Annotated in this window: 16 protein-coding genes; 5 read left to right on the top strand and 11 right to left on the bottom strand. The window is 63.9% G+C overall.

Going from position 1 to position 18,948, the window contains the following annotated elements:
* Window positions 1-5 precede the first annotated feature (5 nt).
* Window positions 6-1,430 carry an indoleacetamide hydrolase gene (gene iaaH / locus ABIB91_RS26820; protein WP_354168693.1) on the top strand — a complete coding sequence of 475 codons (1,425 nt, stop codon included), beginning with the start codon at window positions 6-8 and terminating at the stop codon, window positions 1,428-1,430.
* Here the strand turns inward: iaaH and ABIB91_RS26825 are convergent.
* Window positions 1,425-2,336: a LysR family transcriptional regulator gene (locus tag ABIB91_RS26825; protein ID WP_354168695.1), complete on the bottom strand. Its 912-nt coding sequence runs from the start codon at window positions 2,334-2,336 to the stop codon at window positions 1,425-1,427. The genes iaaH and ABIB91_RS26825 overlap by 6 nt on opposite strands.
* Before the next feature lie 277 nt (window positions 2,337-2,613).
* Here ABIB91_RS26825 and ABIB91_RS26830 point away from each other — a divergent pair, with 277 nt between their 5' ends.
* The 3 genes from ABIB91_RS26830 to ABIB91_RS26840 all read left to right on the top strand — a co-directional run bounded on the left by ABIB91_RS26830 (window position 2,614) and on the right by ABIB91_RS26840 (window position 6,023).
* Window positions 2,614-3,795 (top strand): HlyD family secretion protein, encoded by a 1,182-nt coding sequence (locus ABIB91_RS26830; protein WP_354168697.1) that lies wholly within the window; start codon window positions 2,614-2,616, stop codon window positions 3,793-3,795.
* Between the two features lie 117 nt (window positions 3,796-3,912).
* Entirely contained in the window at window positions 3,913-5,532 is a 1,620-nt protein-coding gene (locus ABIB91_RS26835; RefSeq protein WP_354168699.1) for an MDR family MFS transporter, read from the top strand.
* 29 nt (window positions 5,533-5,561) lie between these two features.
* A complete protein-coding gene (locus ABIB91_RS26840) occupies window positions 5,562-6,023 on the top strand; it encodes a carboxymuconolactone decarboxylase family protein (protein ID WP_354168701.1) in 462 nt (153 codons plus the stop codon).
* A gap of 156 nt (window positions 6,024-6,179) precedes the next feature.
* Here the strand turns inward: ABIB91_RS26840 and ABIB91_RS26845 are convergent, their stop codons facing one another.
* The 6 genes from ABIB91_RS26845 to ABIB91_RS26870 form a co-directional block, all read right to left on the bottom strand.
* Complete coding sequence (locus ABIB91_RS26845) at window positions 6,180-7,040, bottom strand: D-amino-acid transaminase (RefSeq protein WP_007597025.1); 861 nt, start codon at window positions 7,038-7,040, stop codon at window positions 6,180-6,182.
* 187 nt (window positions 7,041-7,227) lie between these two features.
* Window positions 7,228-7,959: an amino acid ABC transporter ATP-binding protein gene (locus ABIB91_RS26850; protein WP_007597027.1), complete on the bottom strand. Its 732-nt coding sequence runs from the start codon at window positions 7,957-7,959 to the stop codon at window positions 7,228-7,230.
* 8 nt (window positions 7,960-7,967) lie between these two features.
* Window positions 7,968-8,660: an amino acid ABC transporter permease gene (locus tag ABIB91_RS26855; protein WP_007597029.1), complete on the bottom strand. Its 693-nt coding sequence runs from the start codon at window positions 8,658-8,660 to the stop codon at window positions 7,968-7,970.
* A gap of 4 nt (window positions 8,661-8,664) precedes the next feature.
* Window positions 8,665-9,396, bottom strand: coding sequence for an amino acid ABC transporter permease (locus tag ABIB91_RS26860; protein ID WP_007597031.1), 732 nt, complete (start codon window positions 9,394-9,396; stop codon window positions 8,665-8,667).
* A 115-nt stretch (window positions 9,397-9,511) separates the two neighbouring features.
* A complete protein-coding gene (locus ABIB91_RS26865; protein WP_035995282.1) occupies window positions 9,512-10,423 on the bottom strand; it encodes an amino acid ABC transporter substrate-binding protein in 912 nt (303 codons plus the stop codon).
* Between the two features lie 99 nt (window positions 10,424-10,522).
* Window positions 10,523-11,935, bottom strand: a complete 1,413-nt coding sequence (locus ABIB91_RS26870; protein WP_354168705.1) for a M20 family metallopeptidase — start codon at window positions 11,933-11,935, stop codon at window positions 10,523-10,525.
* Between the two features lie 241 nt (window positions 11,936-12,176).
* Between ABIB91_RS26870 and ABIB91_RS26875 the strand changes: the two genes are divergently transcribed.
* The gene (locus tag ABIB91_RS26875) at window positions 12,177-13,556 is read left to right on the top strand and encodes an LLM class flavin-dependent oxidoreductase (protein ID WP_354168707.1); all 1,380 of its coding nucleotides are present in this window, start codon (window positions 12,177-12,179) and stop codon (window positions 13,554-13,556) included.
* Window positions 13,557-13,717: 161 nt separating this feature from the next.
* Here the strand turns inward: ABIB91_RS26875 and ABIB91_RS26880 are convergent, their stop codons facing one another.
* From ABIB91_RS26880 to ABIB91_RS26895, 4 genes are all read right to left on the bottom strand, one after another.
* Window positions 13,718-15,379 carry a thiamine pyrophosphate-binding protein gene (locus ABIB91_RS26880; RefSeq protein ID WP_354168709.1) on the bottom strand — a complete coding sequence of 554 codons (1,662 nt, stop codon included), beginning with the start codon at window positions 15,377-15,379 and terminating at the stop codon, window positions 13,718-13,720.
* A gap of 105 nt (window positions 15,380-15,484) precedes the next feature.
* Complete coding sequence (locus tag ABIB91_RS26885; protein WP_354168711.1) at window positions 15,485-15,988, bottom strand: GFA family protein; 504 nt, start codon at window positions 15,986-15,988, stop codon at window positions 15,485-15,487.
* 155 nt (window positions 15,989-16,143) lie between these two features.
* Window positions 16,144-17,271: an alkene reductase gene (locus ABIB91_RS26890; RefSeq protein WP_354168713.1), complete on the bottom strand. Its 1,128-nt coding sequence runs from the start codon at window positions 17,269-17,271 to the stop codon at window positions 16,144-16,146.
* Window positions 17,272-17,392: 121 nt separating this feature from the next.
* Window positions 17,393-18,889 carry an aldehyde dehydrogenase family protein gene (locus tag ABIB91_RS26895; protein ID WP_354168715.1) on the bottom strand — a complete coding sequence of 499 codons (1,497 nt, stop codon included), beginning with the start codon at window positions 18,887-18,889 and terminating at the stop codon, window positions 17,393-17,395.
* Window positions 18,890-18,948: the final 59 nt, after the last annotated feature.

Below are 18,948 nucleotides of genomic sequence, written 5' to 3' on the forward strand. Positions count from 1 at the left end.
GCATCATGGATTTCGATCAGTTGACCCTGACCCAGGCCGCCGCCGACCTCCGCGCCGGCAAGGTGACGAGCACAGCACTCACGACGGAAGCGCTTGCCCGCGCCAAAGCCAATGCCGACCTCAATGCCTTCGTCACCCTGGACCAGGCCGGCGCCCTGAAGGTTGCTGCCGCATTCGACGCGACGGGCGACCGGACAAAACCGCTTGGCGGCGTGCCCATCGTGATCAAGGACAACATCGAGGTTGCCGGGCTGCCCTGTAGCGCGGGCACGCCGGCCCTGAAGGATTACGTTCCCACGGCCGACGCGCCAGTTGCGGCAAAACTGCGGGCCGCAGGCGCGGTCATCATCGGCAAGACCAGCATGCACGAGCTCGCCTTCGGCATCTCCGGCTACAACACCGCATTCAAGACCGCTGCCGAGTTCGGCGTGCGCAACGCCTATGACCGCGCCCTGATCGCCGGCGGCTCTTCCTCCGGGACCGGTACCGCGATCGGCGCGCGCATCGTGGCAGGCGGGCTCGGCACCGACACCGGCGGATCGGTCCGGGTGCCGGCTGCGCTGAATGGATGCGCCTCGCTGCGCCCGACCATCGGACGCTATCCGCAAGCTGGAATTGCGCCGCTCTCGCACACCCGCGACACCGCGGGTCCCATGGCCGCGACCATGGCGGATGTCGCGCTGCTCGACCGCGTCATTGCAGGCGGCGATGCCATCGCGCCGGCCGATCTGAAGCTGGTGCGGATCGGCATCGTAAAGGCGATGCTGAGCAATCTCGACGCCGACACCGACGCCGCATTCGAGGCGGCCGTCACGAAAATGAAGGCGCAGGGCGTCACCGTCATCGAAATCGAGATGCCGCTGCTCGCCGAACTCAACGGCCAAGTGAGCTTTCCCGTCGTGCTGTATGAGGCCTATGACGACATGGTCGCGTATCTCAGACACACCGGTACCGGCCTCAGCATCGCGGCGCTGGCAGCGGAGATATCCAGCGCAGACGTCAAGGGTACCTATGATGGGCTGGTGATCCCGCGCAAACTGCCCGCCCCCGATGGCACGCTGATTGACGCCAAGCCGATCTACGACGCCGCGATCAACACAGCGCGCCCCGCGCTTCAGGCGCTCTACAGCAGGACTTTCGCCGACAACCGGCTCGACGCCATCGCCTTCCCGACCACGCCGCACGTCGCCATTGCCTCCAATCCCGATTCCAGCAGCCTCGAAAATTTCGGCCTGTTCATCCAGAACACCGATCCCGGCAGCAATGCCGGAATTCCCGGAATCCAGATCCCGATTGCGCTCGGCCCGGTCAGCAAGCTCCCGATCGGGCTCGAGCTGGATGGCCCGTCCGGAAGCGATCGCCGCCTACTTGCGGTCGGGATGGCACTTGAAAAAGTGTTCGGACGGCTGCCGGCGCCGTCCCGATCATGAATAGGGATTGATCAGCTTCTGCTGCTCGGCGCTATGATGCACGAGCATGTCGATGAAGGTCCTGACCTTTGCCGACAGATGATGGCGGTGTGGATAGACGGCATTCATCGACATCTCGACTGGACGATATTCGGGCAAGAGGCGCACGAGCCGACCGGCCTCGAGATCGTCGCGGATCAGAAATCCGGCCATCAGGCAGACGGCAGCGCCTTCCAGCGCCACCTTCCGCAAGGCCTCACCGCTGTTGGTGATGAAGCTGCCGGAGATGCGCACCGATGCCGGCGTGCCCTTGCGATCGAAAAAGCGCCAATCGTCGCCGAAGGGATAATTCAAATGGCGCCCGCAATTGTGCGCGGTGAGCTCATCGAGCTTCTGCACGCGACCGTGCTTGTCGAGATAGTCGTGCGAGCAGCACAGCACGTGACGCCAGGTGGCCAGGCTGCGGACGATCAGGCTCGAATCCGGCGGCGAGGTCATGCGCAGGGCAACGTCATAGCCTTCTTCGATGAGGTCGATGTCGGCCTCGCCCATGCGCAGATCGATCTTGAGCTCCGGATAGGTCGACAGGAGCCTCGCCACCACGGGCGCGACGAACGGCACCATGTGCGTGGCGACGTGGATCCGTAGCGTGCCGCGCGGCACCGACTGCAATTCGCTCGCGATGTCGTCGGCCTGTTTGATTTCGGCGAGTATCTGGATGCAGCGGTCGTAATAGGCCTTGCCGATGTCGGTGAGGCTGACCTTGCGCGTAGTGCGCTGAAGCAGCCTCACCCCGAGGCGGTCTTCCAGCGCCTGGACGTGATTGCTCACCATGGTGGTCGACATGTTGAGCTTGCGGGCTGCTGCAGAGAAGCCGCCGGCCTCGACCACCCGGCTGAAGACTTCGAGACTTGTCAATCGGTCCATACCGACTGATTATCCGCTCTTGGTCGATAATCGCAAGGAATTCTGTCCGATTATCCATCAGATCGTCTCGCGCGCGGATGGCGGATGGGTTAGCCGCAATCGCTCGACAGAGGCGGCAATCGCTCTGGGGCAGTCGCACCTCTGGTTCGGTAGACCGTACGTGCCAAGGCGAGATGGCCGGACTATCCACTCTCAGCGGATAATCCTTCCGGTATTTCGCCGATTATCGATCGAGCGAAGAAGACCGATAGTCTCAGCCACCAGACAGGAGACTGCCATGTCCGAGATGCCCCGCACCGAAAACTTCCAGCAAGCGACTGAGATAACTCAAGCTTCCCTCACGGTGCCGGTGCGTGGTCCGACCCGGAATATGGTCCGGCGGGCGGCGTTGGCGCTCGCGTTCCTCGCGGGCACAGCAGCGATTGTCCATTACGGACACGACTACTGGGTCAACGGCCGTTATCTCGAGACAACCGACGACGCCTATGTGAAGGCCGACTCCACGATCGTCGCGCCAAAAGTCTCGGGCTACATCGCCAAGGTGCTGGTCAGCGACAACGAAAAGGTCAAAGCGGGCCAGGTGCTGGCGAAGATCGACGACCGCGACTTCAAGGCGGCGCTCGACCAGGCCCGCGCTGATGTCGCTGCGGCGGAAGCATCGGTGCGCAACCTCGACGCCCAGCTCGAACTCCAGCAGCCGATCATCGAGCAGAGCACGGCCGATGTCGCTGCTGCGGACGCGAATCTGAAATTTGCGCAGGAGGAGCGCGCCCGCTACGACGATTTGATGAAGTCGGGCTCCGGCACGATTCAGCGCGCACAACAGACTGACGCTGCGTTGCGCGCCAGCAATGCACAGCTGCAACATGCCAGGTCGGGCCTCGTGGCCGCGCAACGCAAGGTCGACGTGCTCACCACCCAGCGCGCGCAGGCTACGGCCCAACTCGAACATGCGCGCGCGGTCGCGGAGCAGGCGACGCTGAATCTCTCATACACCGAGATTACCGCGCCGGTCGACGGCACGGTCGGCGCCCGCTCATTGCGCGTGGGACAGTTCGTGCAGGCTGGCACGCAATTGATGGCAGTGGTGCCGCTCGATGCGGTCTATGTCGTGGCGAATTTCAAGGAGACGCAGCTCACCCATGTCCGCGCCGGCCAGCCGGTCGAGCTGCACGTCGACAGCTTCCGCAACCAAACCCTGCGCGGCCATGTCGACAGCCTGTCGCCTGCGAGCGGCCTTGAATTCGCACTGCTGCCGCCCGACAACGCCACCGGCAATTTCACCAAGATCGTGCAACGGGTGCCCGTGAAGATCGTGCTCGACGACCACGGCCTGACCGGCCTGCTGCGCCCAGGCATGTCCGCAGTGCCGACCGTCGACACCAAACAGGCCGTCATGGCCGAGCGCGAGACGGCAAAGCATCTCGCCGACAACGCGGCCCATCCTAACGGCGGCTGAAGCCGGGAGGGTCCCGTGGGATTTTCAAATCCTGCCGGATGATCCGTCCTGCGCTTCTCCGATTATCGAAACCAACTGCCTGATCCATCCTGTCTCCGTAACCGAGACGAGGCTTCGATGAGCACGCTCCAAATGACCGTCAACGCCGCCTCCGCCGCCAATATCCCCGCTTCAGTCGCGGCCCCCATAACGCCTGCCGTGTCGACCAAGACCTGGATTGCCGTGATCGGCGCGACGCTCGGCGCCTTCATGGCGGTGCTGAACATCCAGATCGTCAATGCCTCGCTCGCCGATATCCAGGGCGCGATCGGCGCCGGCATCGATGACGGCGGCTGGATCTCGACCTCCTATCTGATTGCGGAGATCGTGGTGATCCCGCTCTCGGGCTGGCTGGCGCAGGTATTCTCGATCCGTATCTATCTCCTCACCAACGCGATCCTGTTCCTGGTCCTGTCGGCCGCCTGTGCGTTGGCGCAGGACCTGCCGCAGATGATCGTGCTGCGCGCAGTGCAAGGTTTTACCGGCGGCGTGCTGATTCCGATGGCGTTCACGCTGATTATCACGCTCTTGCCGCGCGCCAAGCAACCCGTGGGCCTTGCGCTGTTCGCGCTGTCGGCGACGTTCGCGCCCGCGATCGGCCCGACTATCGGCGGCTATCTCACCGAGAACTTTGGCTGGCAATACATCTTCTACGTCAACGTTGTCCCCGGCACGATCATGGTCGGCATGCTCTGGTACGCGCTGGACGCAAAGCCCATGAAGCTGTCGTTGCTGCGCGACGGCGACTGGGCCGGCATCATCACCATGGCGATCGGATTGTCGGCGTTGCAGACCGTGCTCGAGGAAGGCAACAAGGACGACTGGTTCGGCTCGCCCTTCATCGTCAAGCTATCCGTCATCGCGGCCGTGGCGCTGACCGCCTTCCTGATCATCGAGCTCACCGTGAAGAAGCCGCTCCTCAACCTGCGTCTGCTGGTACGCCGCAATTTCGGCTTCGGCATGCTCGCGAACTTTCTGCTGGGAATCGCGCTCTACGGCTCGGTGTTCATCCTGCCGCAATACCTGGCCCGCATCCAGGGCTACAATGCCGAGCAGATCGGCATGGTGCTGGCATGGACCGGCCTGCCGCAGCTCGTGCTGATCCCGCTGGTGCCGCGCCTGATGCAGAAGCTCGATGCGCGGCTCATCATCGGAATCGGCTTCGTCCTGTTCGCGGCCTCCAACTTCATGAACATCTACATGACCGGCAACTATGCCGCCGATCAATTGCTCTGGCCCAATGTGGTTCGTGCGATCGGCCAGGCGCTGGTGATGGCGCCGCTGTCTGCGGTGGCGACCTCGGGCATCGAACCGGAGAACGCGGGCTCGGCCTCCGGCCTGTTCAACATGATGCGCAATCTCGGCGGCGCCGTCGGCATCGCGTTGTTGCAGACCCTGCTGACCAAGCGCGAGCAGTATCACTCCAACGTGCTGATGCAGTCGGTCTCGCTGTTCGAGCAGGCGACGCGGACGCGACTGGAACAGCTCACGCAATATTTCGTCAATCACGGCATTCTCGACCGGGCGGACGCCTCGCATCGCGCCTATGTCGCGATCGGACACATCGTGCAGAAGCAGGCCTATATCCTCGCCTTCAGCGACACTTTCTATCTGCTCGGCGTGGCACTGATCGTCGCGCTGATCGCCACCCTGTTCCTGAAGAAGGCCGGCCATGCCTCGGCCGGCGGCGCCCACTGACCTCAACCCAGCAAGCAAGGAGAACGACCATGAAACCCCGCATGAATTTCTACCAGGCCGCACCCGACACGATGAAGGCGCTGATGGCACTGGAAGAGCAGATCCAGTCAACCGGCCTGGAGAAATCGCTGATCGAGCTCGTCAAGATCCGCGCGTCGCAGATCAACGGCTGCGCCTTCTGCATCAACATGCACACCGAGGACGCCCGCAAGCGCGGCGAGACCGAGCAGCGCATCTATCTGCTCAATGCCTGGCGTGAATCCCCGCTCTACACCGACCGCGAGCGCGCCGCGCTGGCCTGGACCGAATCAGTGACGCTGATCTCCGAGACGCACGCGCCGGACGATGTCTACGAGCAGGTCCGCGCGCAATTCTCCGATGCGGAGACGGTGAACCTGACCATGCTGATCGGCGCCATCAATACCTGGAACAGAATCGCAATCGCGTTCCGTGCGGTGCACCCGGTGAAGGTGAAGGCGTCGGTGGCGTGAGGTGCTGACGCGTGAGACCAAACTGCCTCAATACATTCGACTGTCCTGCCCCGGCTTGACCGGGGCATCCAGTACGCCGCGGCTTCTCGAGACCAGCACTCCCGTCACGGCGTACAGGATCGCCCGGTCAAGCCGGGCGATGACGGCGGTGGGTGACTAAACCGCCGTCGCCTTGGCGAACTCCACGTAGATCTCGCGCAGCCGCGCGGCAAGCGGGCCGGGCTTGCCGTCGCCGACCTTCTTGCCGTCGATCGCAACCACCGGCTGGACGAACAGCGACGCCGAGGTGGCAAAGGCTTCCTTGGCGGCGAGCGCCTCGGCGACCGTGAAGGAACGCTCCTCGACGCGGAGCTGGCGCTCTTCCGCCAGCGCCACCACCGCCTTGCGGGTGCAGCCCGGCAGGATCGCGTTGGAGTTCTTGCGAGTTACGATGACGTCGTCCTGGGTGAGGATGAACGCCGAGGACGAGCCGCCTTCGGTGACGTAGCCGTCTTCCAGCATCCAGGCCTCGCCCGCACCGGCTTCGGCCGCGGCCTGCTTCGCCAGCACCTGCGCCAGCAGCGCGACGCTCTTGATGTCGCGCCGCTCCCAGCGGATGTCAGGCACGGTGATCACGTTGATGCCGGTCTTGGCCGAGGCGGCGTTGATGATGTCCTTCTCCGACGTGAACATCACCAGGCTCGACTTGACGTCGCCCTTGGGGAAGGCGAAATCGCGGCCCTTGTCGGCGCCGCGGGTGACCTGGAGATAGACGAGACCGTTCTCGACCTGGTTGCGCGCGATCAGCTCTTTCTGGAGCTCGGTGATACGCTCGACCGTCTCGGGCAGCTTCAGCTGGATCTCGCCGACCGAGCGCTCCAGCCGCGCCAGATGCGAGGCATTGTCGATCAGCTTGCCGTCGAGCACGGCCGAGACCTCATAGATGCCGTCGGCGAACAGGAAGCCGCGATCGAGGACCGAAATTTTGGCGTCCGAGAGCGGGACGAATGAGCCGTTGACATAGGCGATCGGATCCAAGGCAGGTCTCCTGGGGAGGAAGGGATTTGGCGCGCTTATACGTGAAATGGGGGCGGCGATCACCCCTCTATTCGTCATTCCGGGGCATTCGCGCAGCGAATGAGCCCGGAATCCATTTCGCCTCGTACAATGCCGCCCGATGGATTCCGGGCTCGCGACTACGTCGCGCCCCGGAATGACGGCGGAGTTAGTGGGAGAGAATCTTCGACAAGAACTTCTGCGCGCGGTCGCTGCGGGGCTTGCCGAAGAAATCGTCCTTCGGGGCGTCCTCGACGATCTCGCCGCGATCCATGAAGATCACGCGGTTGGCAACCTTGCGGGCAAAGCCCATCTCGTGCGTCACGACCATCATGGTCATGCCCTCATGGGCGAGGTCCACCATGACGTCGAGCACCTCGCTCACCATTTCGGGGTCGAGCGCCGAGGTCGGCTCGTCGAACAGCATGACAATGGGATCCATCGCGAGCGCGCGAGCGATCGCCACCCGCTGCTGCTGGCCACCGGACAGGTTCGCGGGATACTTTTGCGCCTGTTCCTTCAGGCCGACGCGCTCCAGCAGCTGCATGCCTTTCGCCATCGCCTTGTCGCGCGACCGGTCGAGCACCTTCTGCTGTGCGAGGCAGAGATTGTCGATGATCTTCAGATGCGGGAACAGCTCGAAATGCTGAAACACCATGCCGACCCGTGAGCGCAGCTTGGGCAGATTGGTCTTGGGATCGTTGACCTTGGTGCCATCGACGCTGATGTCGCCCTTCTGGAATGGCTCCAGCGCGTTGACGCATTTGATCAGCGTCGACTTACCTGATCCCGACGGGCCGCAGACCACGACCACCTCGCCCTTGGTGACGCTGGTGGTGCAGTCGGTCAGCACCTGGAAGCTCGGGCTGTACCATTTGTCGACGTGGCTGATCTCGATCATGACAGACTCTATCGAATGATGGCGATGCGCGCCTGCAGGCGGCGGACGCCGAAGGACGCAACACAGGAAATGGTGAAGTAGACGATTGCTGCGAACAGATACATTTCGACCAGACGGCCGTCGCGCTGCGCGACCTTGCTTGCCGCACCGAGGAAATCGGTGATCGACAGCACGTAGACCAGGGAGGTGTCCTGGAACAGCACTATGGTCTGCGTGATCAGCACCGGCAGCATGTTACGGAAGGCCTGCGGCAGCACGACGTAGCGCATGGTCTGGGCGTAAGTCAGGCCAAGGGCGTTGGCTGCGGCCGGCTGGCCGCGCGAGATCGACTGGATGCCGGCACGCATGATCTCGGAGAAGTACGCGGCCTCAAACATGATGAAGGTGATGAGCGAGGATGCAAACGCGCCGACGCTGATCGGGCGCGAGGCGCCGGTTACCCACTGCCCGATATAGGGCACCAGGAAGTAGAACCAGAAGATCACCAGCACCAGCGGCAGCGATCGCATGAAGTCGACATAGACCCCGGCGATGCGGCCCAGGATCTTGAAGCCAGACAGCCGCATCAGCGCGATGGCCGTGCCAAAGATCAGGCCGCCGAGCGCCGCAAGCCCCGTGAGCATCAGCGTGAACGTCATGCCCTCGTAGAACAGATAGGGCAGTGCGCGACGGATGACCTCGAAATCGAAATTGCTGAACATGATGCTATTTCCCCGTGATGTAGCCGGGGATCGCGACGTAGCGCTCGAGGAAGCGCATTGCGGTCACGACGACGGCGTTGACGAGGAGATAGAGAAGGGTCGCGGCGGTGAAGGCCTCGAATACCTGGAACGAGAATTCCTGCATGGAGCGCGCCTGCCCGGTCAACTCAAGCAAGCCGATGGTGATGGCCACAGCCGTGTTCTTGATGGTGTTGAGGAACTCGGACGTCAGCGGCGGCAGGATGATGCGGAACGCCATCGGCAGCAAAATGTAGCGATAAGCCTGCAAGGTCGTCAGGCCGAGCGCGGTCGCCGCCATCTTCTGGCCGCGCGGGAGCGATCCGATGCCGGCCTGCAACTGCACGGCGACGCGCGCCGACATGAAGAAGCCGATGCCGATCGCCGCCGTCCAGAACGGCGCATTGGGCAGCTGCTTCAGCCAGAGGCCGGCAGATCTCGGCAGCAGTTCCGGCAGCACGAAGAACCACAGGAAGAGCTGCACCAGCAGCGGCATGTTGCGGAAGAATTCGACATAAGCAAAGCCGAACCAGTACGCTCCCTTCGACGGCAGCGTGCGCATCACGCCGACGATCGAGCCCATGATCAGCGCGATGATCCATGCGAGCGCACCCGTCTTGAGGGTCAGCACCAGGCCCGACAACAGCATGTCGAGATAGGTGCCGGTCCCCATCGGGTTCGGCTCGAAGAAAATTCCCCAGTTCCAGTGGTAGTTCACGTGTCCCCCGCGCGAACGCGCCAGTCATGGATGTCCCGGCGCCTATGCAAATGTCCGGCCACCTTGGAGTCAAGATGGCCGGACACGATCCGGATCGAAAGATCGCGGTTATAGCTTACTTATAATCGTCCGGGTTCGGCGAGTCGGTTGGCTTGGCGAACTCGTTCTTCAGCTCGGCCGAGATCGGGGTGTTGAGATTCAGACCCTTCGGCGGGATCTTCTGGGTAAACCACTTGTCGTAGATCTTCTGGCCTTCGCCAGAGGTGTAGAGCGCGGCGGTCGCCGCATCGACCACCTTCTTGAACGGCGCGTCGTCCTTGCGCAGCATGATGCCGTAGGGCTCAGGCTTGGAGAACGCGTCCTTGGAGATGACGTAGTCGTCGGGCGACTTCGAGCCGGCTACGAGGCTCGCGAGCAGGATGTCGTCCATCACGAAGGCGACGGCACGATCGGTCTCGACCATCAGGAAGGATTCGGCGTGGTCCTTGGCCGGGATGATGTTGGCGCCGAGGCCTTTCGCAACATTGGCTTCGGTGAGCTGCTTGATGTTGGTGGTGCCGGCGGTCGAGACCACGGTCTTGCCCTTGAGATCGTCGATCGACTTCAGGCCGCTCGACTTCTTGAAGACGTAGCGGCTGGCGGTCAAATAATGGGTGTTGGTGAAGGCGACCTGCTTCTGGCGCTCGGCGTTGTTGGTGGTCGAACCGCATTCGAGGTCGATGGTGCCGTTCGCCATCAGCGGAATACGGGTCGCCGAAGTCACCGGGTTGAGCTTGACCTCGAGCTTGTCGAGCTTGAGCTCCTTCTTCACGGCGTCGACGATCTTGTAGCAGATGTCCATCGCGAACCCGATGGGCTTCTGGTTGTCGTCGAGATAGGAGAACGGGATCGAGGAGTCGCGGAAGCCGAGCGTAATGGCGCCGGTGTCCTTGATGTTCTTGAGCGTGCCGGTGAGCTCCTCGGCCCCGGCCTGGCTGACAGCGAAGGTCGCGGCGAGCGCGAGGCCGATGCTACGGAAATGTTTCACTTTTTGGTCCCCTTTCAGGATGATGCCGGCGGGATGCAAGCACAAATTGGGTTGGAATAGAATGTGACTTTTGGCTGGATCGCGGCTCCGGTTAACGGCTCAGGCCGGCGGGCGCGTTAGCGGTCTTGTTAGCGCGCCTGGCAATTCCCCGAGATCCCAGAACAGGCCGGCCATCACCGTCAAGGCCTCTTCGGTCAATGGCAGCAGGATGTGCTCATTGGGCGCATGCTGGGAGCAGCCGGGATAGGAGTGCGGCACCCAGATCGTCGGCAGGCCCAATATCTCGGAGAACACGTCGTTGGGCAACGAGCCGCCGAAATTCGGCAGCACCGCCGGCACTTTGCCGGTGGTCTGGCGCACCGAATCCGCCGCCCATGTGATCCAAGGGCTGTCGAAATCCGTGCGCGAGGCGGCAAAGCTCTGCGCCGCCCGGACCTCGACCATCGGATAGCCCTTTGCGACGAGATGCGCGCGAACCGCCTCGATCAGCCCATCGATCTTGGTGCCGACCACGAAACGCAGTTGCAGCACGGCATTGGCGTGGCCGGGAATGGCGTTGGCCGGCTTCTCGATATTACCCGACGACATCGCCAGCACTTCGAGCGTGTTCCAGGCATAGAGCCGCTCGGCCGCCGAAAGACCCTCCTCGCCCCAGTTCTCGGCCAACGCCGGCTCGTCCTCGGTCGGCACCACCTGCACGTCGGCAAGATAACTGCGGATCTGGTTGGTCAGACGCGGCGGCTTCAGTGCGTCCAGCTGAAGGCGGCCGCGGCCGTCGACCAGCGCCGAGATCGCGTTGACCAGAATGGTCGCGGGGTTGGCGAGCACGCCGCCCCAATTGCCGGAGTGATGGCCGCCGTCGCGAAGGTTTACATCGAGATGAATGCGGATGCCGCCACGGCAGCCGAGGAACAGGGTCGGACGGTCGGCGGACAGGCGCGGCCCGTCGGAGGCCATGAACAGATCGGCCTTGAGCGCGTCGCGATTGAGATCGCAGACCTTGCCAAGATCCGGCGAGCCGATCTCCTCGCCCATCTCAAGGATGAACTTGGCGTTGAAGCCGAGCTTGCCGCCGCGGGCCTCGCGCACCGCGCGGAGTGCGGCCATGTTGATGCTGTGCTGGCCCTTGTTGTCGGCGGTGCCGCGGCCGTAGAGACGCGTGCCCGCAACCGTGGTGCGCCACGGATCGCGGCCGTCGCGCCACTCGCCTTCCATGCCGTCGACGACGTCGCCATGGCCGTAGATCAGCACGGTCGGCGCCGTCTCGCTCTCGTGGTGTTCGGCGAACAGGAACGGCGCCTTGCCGCTACTAGGAGATTCGATCATCCGGCTTTCGAAATCGAGCGCGGCGAAAGCGGGCACCATCTCCTGTTCCAGATAGGCGCGCAGCTCGACGCTCCGGTTCGGATTCTGGCTCTCGGTCCGATAGGCGACGCGGCGGTCGAGTTCAGCGAGGAACGCGCCGGATTTGAAATCGTCACGGGCGCGGGCGATGGCATCGGCTCTGGTCATTATTTTCTTTTTTAGGTTGCGAGGCGAAGGAGCATACCCGATACGGGCAGGCCTCCGAAAGTGGCGGGGACTTCGATAGTCTTGGGATTTCGTTCTTGCTCTCTTGAGATTGGCTTGCCAAGCGCGGCAGCGCCGCTGATTTGGGCCTTGCCAACGTCGCGCTATATGCAAGAACTTCGCCAAGTTCGGGCGCAGCTCTATCATTCGAAGAGCGCCCGGTACAGGGCGCCGGGGGACCATCATGGCCAAGCAGATCAGGCTCAATGCATTTGCGATGAATTGCGTCGCGCACCAATCACCGGGCCTGTGGACCCATCCGCGCGACCGCACTGCCGAATATAACCGCCTGCCCTACTGGATCGACCTTGCCAAAACGCTGGAGCGCGGCCGTTTCGACGGACTGTTCCTGGCCGACGTGCTCGGCGTGTATGACGTCTACGGCAACAGCCCTGACGCAGCCTTGCGCAACGCAGCCCAGTCGCCGTCGAACGATCCGCTGCTGCTGCTGTCGGCAATGGCGGCGGTCACGCAGAATCTCGGCTTCGGCGTCACCAGCAATCTCTCCTTCGAGCCGCCCTATCCGTTCGCGCGGCGGATGTCGACGCTCGATCATCTCACCGAGGGACGTATCGGCTGGAATGTCGTCACCGGCTATCTCGACAGCGCCGCGCGCGGCGCCGGCAAGGACAAGCAGATCGGGCACGACGACCGCTACGAGATCGCGGACGAATATATGGAGGTCGTCTACAAGCTCTGGGAAGGGAGCTGGGAAGACGACGCCGTGCTGCGCGACCGCACGCGCGGCATCTTCACCGATCCCTCAAAAGTTCATCGCGTCAACCACGAGGGCGCGAACTGGCGCATCAACAACACCATTCATCTCAGCGAACCGTCGCCGCAGCGCACGCCGGTGCTGTACCAGGCCGGCACCTCGCCGCGCGGACGGAAGTTCGCAGCACAGCACGCCGAATGCGTGTTCATGTCGGGACCGTCGGCCAAGGTGATCGCGCCGCGCGTGTCGGCGATCCGTCAGGAGGCCGCCGCGTTCGGCCGCAATCCGGCGGAAATCCTGATGTTCTCGATGATGACGATCATCCTCGGGCGGACGGAGGCCGAGGCGAACGAAAAATATGCCGACTATCGCCGCCGCATCAGCCCGGAGGGCGCGCTGGCGCTGATGTCGGGATGGACCGGAATCGACTTCTCCGGCTACGAGCTCGACCAGCAGGTGCGTCATGTCCAGAACGACGCCGGTCGCAGCGCACTCGATAACGTCACCCGCGCCGATCCCGATCGCGTCTGGACCGTGCGCGACGTCATCGAGCATGTCGGCATCGGCGGCGCCGGCCCCGTCGTGGTCGGCACGCCGGAGATGGTCGCGGACAAGATCGAGGCGTGGTTCGAGGCGACCGATGTCGACGGTCTCAACGTCGCCTTCGCGATCTCACCCGGCGATTTCGAGGACATCGCCGATATGCTGGTGCCGGAGCTGACGCGCCGTGGGCGGTACAAGGCGGAGTACGCGCAGGGCACGCTGCGCGAGAAGCTGTTCGGTGACGGGCGGGCAAGGCTGGGGGCGCCGCATCCGGCGGCGGGGTTCAGGGTCGGGAGGAAGGGCTAGCGTCTTAAGGTACGCTGTCATGCCCCGGCTTGACCGGAGCATCCAGTACGCCGCAGCGTCTCGACTCAATCACCGCCGCCTCTGGAATACTGGATCACCCGCCTTCGCGGGTGATGACGACTGAGAACGTGGCGGGCATCAGCGCCGCAAGTGACGCTGCCTCACACCTTCCCGTCCACCATCACCTCGATCAGTTTCGTCCCCGGCCGGCCAAACGCCGACGCCAGCGTCGCCTTCAACTCGCGGGGATCGCTGACCTTGATCGCCTCGCATCCCAGCGCCTTCGCTACACCCGCGAAATCCACCGGCGGATCGACAAAATCCATGCCGACGTAATTGTCGTCGCCATGGAAGGCGAGCAGACGCTGCTTGATGATGCGGTAGCCGCCATTGTTGGCAATGACCACATTGAGCGGCAGCTTGTGATGCGCCGCCGTCCACAGCGACTGGATCGAATACATCGCGCTGCCGTCGCCGGAGAAGCAGACCACGGGGCGATCGGGATTGGCGATACTGGCACCGACGGAAGCCGGCAGGCCCCAGCCGATGCCGCCGGAAGCAAGGCCGTGATAGTCGAAGCGATCGCGGTGCGCGCGGAGCGCCGTGATCTGGCGGCTGGAGGTGAGGCCTTCGTCGACGAGGATGGCATTGGCGGGCATGGCCTCGACCATTTGCAGCACCAGCCAGTCCGGATCGATGGGGCTGCGGTCCGCGGCCTTGCCGATCTGCTCGACCAGCGCGGTGCGCCGCGCGGTCCAGTTCTTCGGCGCAAGCTCGGCGAGACGTTGCTTCGCACGTTGCGCCAGGGCAGCGCCGCCCATCTCCTTCAGCACCGGGATCAGCGCACGCAGCGTTTCCTTCAAATCCGCCTTCAGCGCGATCTCGGCACCGTAGTTCTTGGCGATCTCCCAGTCGCCGAGACCGATCTGCACGATGCCAAGGCCCTCCGGCAGCGCATCGACCTCGCTGTAGACCGACATCCGCAGAGGATCGCCGCCGAGCGCGATCAGGAGGTCGTACGGCGCAAGCGTGTCGCGCGCGACCTTCTGGACACGCGCCAACGTGCCGACGAAGCTCGGGCTCTCCGAGAGGAAGTGCGAGCCGTAGGGTGTCGAGGATTGGTAGGCAGCCGCACCCAGCACCTCGGCGAGTTCGGCGGCCTCCTTGAGCGCATCGCTCTTCACCACCTCGTCCATGGTGACGATCACGGGGCGCTCGGCCTTGAGTAGCAGCGCGGCGAACGCCTTGAGCGCCTCATCCGATGGCCGTGTGCGGGCATCGATGCGGGTGGAGCGGCCGAGATCGATCCCGGCCTCGCTGTTGAGGATATCGCCGGGCAACGAAATGAACACCGGCCCGGTCGGCGGCGTGGTCGCGACTTTTGCGGCGCGGCGCACGATGCGCGGCAGATCCTCGAGGCGCGTCACCTCGACCGCCCATTTCACCAGCGGCTCCGCCATGCGCACCAGCGGCCCGTAGAGCACCGGCTCCATCAGGCCGTGGCCCTGCTCCTGCTGACCCGCGGTCAGGATCATCGGCGTGCCCGTGAACTGGGCGTTGTAGAGCGAGCCCATCGCGTTGCCGAGGCCGGGCGCAACATGGACGTTGCAGGCGACGAGCTTTCCGGAGGCGCGGCTGTAGCCATCCGCGATCGCCACCACCAGACTCTCCTGCATCGCCATCACATAGGTGAGATCAGGATGGTCCTTCAGCGCATGCATGATCGGTAGCTCGGTGGTGCCGGGATTGCCGAACAGATGCGTGATGCCCTCGTCCTTGAGCAACGCGAGAAAGGCGGAGCGGCCGGTGATCTTGTTCTTCATGCTTCCTCCAGAGGCGGACGTTGCCGCAAGGACGGGCGCATGATGGCCGAAATCGCGGGAGGCGCGCAAGGAAGCGCAGTCATGGCTGCGTTGCGTGGGCGGGCGCTACATCTCCTCGCGCCCCAGCTCGAACGGATCCTCCCCGCCCGCCCGCTTCTTCTTTTTCGAGCGCTGCCAGACCACACCGGGAAAACCTTTCAACGGCACCAGCGGCTCGCCGGTATAGGCCCATTCCTGCAGCTCTTCGATCGCGATGTGATAGAGCGGCTGGCGGCCGGTGCGTTCCCTGAACAGCGCACGGGGGATGTTGACCATATGCGGCCCGCGCGGGCGCTCGTACGTGATCGGCGTGCCGCAATGCGCGCAGAAGCTGCGCGCGGTCTTCGTTGCCTTGTCCTCGTAGCGGGTCAGCGCCGTCTTGCCTGCGGTGATGCGAAACCGCTTCTTCCAGCTTCCGACATAGGTTGCATAGGCGGCGCCGTGGGCGCGACGGCTGGCGGCGGAGTGATCGTGCCAGGCCCAGCGTGCGGGCACGTCGATCTCGAAGGTAACCTTGCCGCAGAGGCATTGCCCGGGGGCAACTCCTGCGGCGGCTGCGGCTTTAGCCATGATGTTTCCCCCATCGCTCGCAATGACGGAATTCGTGGTGTCCGTCGCGGCAACACAATAACTCCGTAGCCCGGATGAGCGAAGCGACATCCGGGAAGACCAGAGCTTGGGTGAAGACCCCGGATATCGCTTTGCTCATCCGGGCTACAGCAGTGTCAGACCGGCGTCAGCTCGTCATACACCGGATAGTCCGTATAGCCCTTCTCCTCGCCACCGTAGAACGTCGCACGGTTATACGGCGTGAGAGGGTAATCGTGCTGCAGGCGGCGCGGCAGATCGGGGTTGGAGATGAAGATGCGGCCGAAGGCGATGAGGTCGGCATGGCCGTCGGCGATGGCGGCGTTCGCCGTCTCGCCGGTAAACCCGCCGGCGGTCATCAGCACGCCGCCGTAGAGCGGGCGGAACAGCAGCATCGCCGAGGGCACGTTCTGCCAATTGACTTCTGCGCGCCCCGAGCCGCTGGAGCGCGGTTCGATGAAATGCAGATAGGCTAGACCGAGCTTGTCGAGCGCCTTCACCACGTGCGTGTAGAGCGGCATCGGATCGGGCTCGCCGGAATCATTGGCAATGCCGTGGGGCGACAGCCGCACGCCGACGCGGCCCGCGCCCCAGACCCCGATCGCGGCCTCGGTCACTTCGAGCAGAAGCCGCGCGCGGTTCTCGATCGAACCGCCATATTGATCGGTGCGCTGGTTGCTGCGTGATTGCAGGAATTGCTCGAGCAGATAGCCGTTGGCGCCGTGGATCTCGACACCGTCGAACCCGGCGGCCAACGCGTTCTTCGCGCCCTGCCTGAACGCCTCGACGATGCCCTTGACCTCGTCCGTGTCCAGCGCGTGCGGCGTCTCGTAGTCGGAGATCTTGCCGTCGGCGGTCATTGCCTTCATGCCTTCGGCCCTGATCGGGATCGCCGAGGCCGAGACCGGCAGCTCCCCGCCGTGGAAGGAGGAATGCGAGACGCGGCCGACATGCCAGAGCTGGAGAAAGATGATGCCGCCCTTGGCGTGCACGGTGTCGACCACCTTGCGCCAGCCCGCGATCTGCGTCTCCGAATAGATGCCAGGCGTCGCCGGATTGCCGCGGCCGTGCGAGAGCACGGGCGAGGCCTCGGCGATGATCAGGCCGCCTTGAGTGGCGCGCTGACCGTAATATTCGGCGTTGAGCGGCCGCGGCGAAAAGCTCTCGCGCTCGGCCCGCATGCGCGTCAATGGCGCCATCGCGACGCGATGCGCGAGCTTGTACGGACCGATCTGCAACGGTTGAAACAACGCCTCGAATTTCATGCCGGCCCCAGAATGGCTAAGGAAGGATGCGCATCATATAGCGAGGGGGCGGCCACCGGGAAAGGCGCCGCCCCTGCAAAAGCAGATATGCCCTGCCGCGGAACGCTGGAGAGAACAGGTCTTACGCCGTCTTGATCCACACCGCCTTCACGTTGAGATATTCCTCGACGTGCTGCTTGCCGGATTCGCGGCCGTAGCCGCTCATCTTGTAGCCGCCGAAGGGGACTGCAGGGTCCATCGCCTGGTAGCAATTCACCCACACCGAGCCGGCGCGCAGGCGCTTCGCAACCGCATGCGCCTTGCTGACGTCCCGTGTCCACAGGCCCGAGCCGAGACCGAACGTGGTGGCGTTGGCGCGCTTGACCAGCTCGTCCATGTCCTTGAATGCGATCGCGGAGATGACGGGTCCAAAGATCTCCTCCTGCGCGATCCGCATATTGTCCTGGACGCCCGCGAACACCGTCGGCGAGACGAAGAAGCCTTTTGAAAGCGCGCCTTCGGTGACGCGGCCACCGCCGGCGAGCGCCTTGGCGCCTTCCTTCTGGCCGATGTCGAGATAGCTGGTGACGCGCTCGAGCTGCTGCTCGGACACCAGCGGTCCGATCTGGGTGTTGGGGTCGAGACCGTTGCCCACTTGCAGCTTCTTGCCGAACTCGGCGACGCGGCCGACGAACTCCTCGTAGATCGACTGCTCGACGAACAGCCGGGTGCCGGCGCTGCAGATTTGCCCCGAATTGGCGAACACCGCCATCGCGGCGCCCGGCACGGCCGCATCGAGATCGGCGTCCGCGAACACGATGTCCGGCGACTTGCCACCGAGCTCGAGCGAGACACGCTTGAGGTTGCCGGCCGAGGCGCGGATGATCGACTGGCCCGTGACATGCGAGCCGGTGAAGGCAACCTTGTCGACGTCGTGATGTGCGGCAAGCGCCGCGCCCGCGGTCTCGCCGAAGCCAGGCACGACATTGATGACGCCGGGCGGGACGCCCGCTTCCATCGCGAGCTCGGCGATGCGCAGCGACGTCAGCGGCGCTTCTTCGGCGGGCTTGAGCACGACGGTGCAGCCGGTCGCGATCGCCGGGCCGATCTTCCAGATCGTCGCGGTCAGCGGACCATTCCAGGGAATGATGGCGCCGACGACGCCGATCGGCTCCTTCAGTGTGTAGGAGAAGATTTCGCCGGGCAGCGAGTTCTCGATGGTCTCGCCATGGATCGCTGTGGTCTGGCCGGCATAATAGCGCAACATGCCGACGGCGCGCAGACGATAGGCGCGGGTACGGCTGAGCGGCGCGCCCATGTCGAGCGTGTCGAGCTGCGACAATTCGTCGAAATTCTTCTCGACGAGGTCGGCAAGCTTCAGCAGCAGATTCTGCCGCTCGAACGGCTTGACCTTGCTCCAGGGCCCTTCGAAGGCGCGGCGAGCGGCAGCGACCGCACGGTCGATATCTTCCTTGTCGCCCTCGGCAACGGTTGCGAGCAGTTCGCCGGTCGCGGGGTTATGGGTCTCGAAGCGCTTGCCGGAGGCAGCATCGACCCACTTCCCGTCGATCAGCATCTGCTTGTAGGACCCGTTGGCGAACGGGTGGCGCGTGATTGGAATAGCCTGCGACACAGCCATGGCTGAACTCCCTGTCAATGATTGATTGGTTCGATCTGGGCGGGATCGTTAGGTCGATA

This window comes from Bradyrhizobium sp. JR4.3, assembly GCF_040547695.1.
Taxonomy (GTDB): Bacteria; Pseudomonadota; Alphaproteobacteria; order Rhizobiales; family Xanthobacteraceae; genus Bradyrhizobium; species Bradyrhizobium canariense.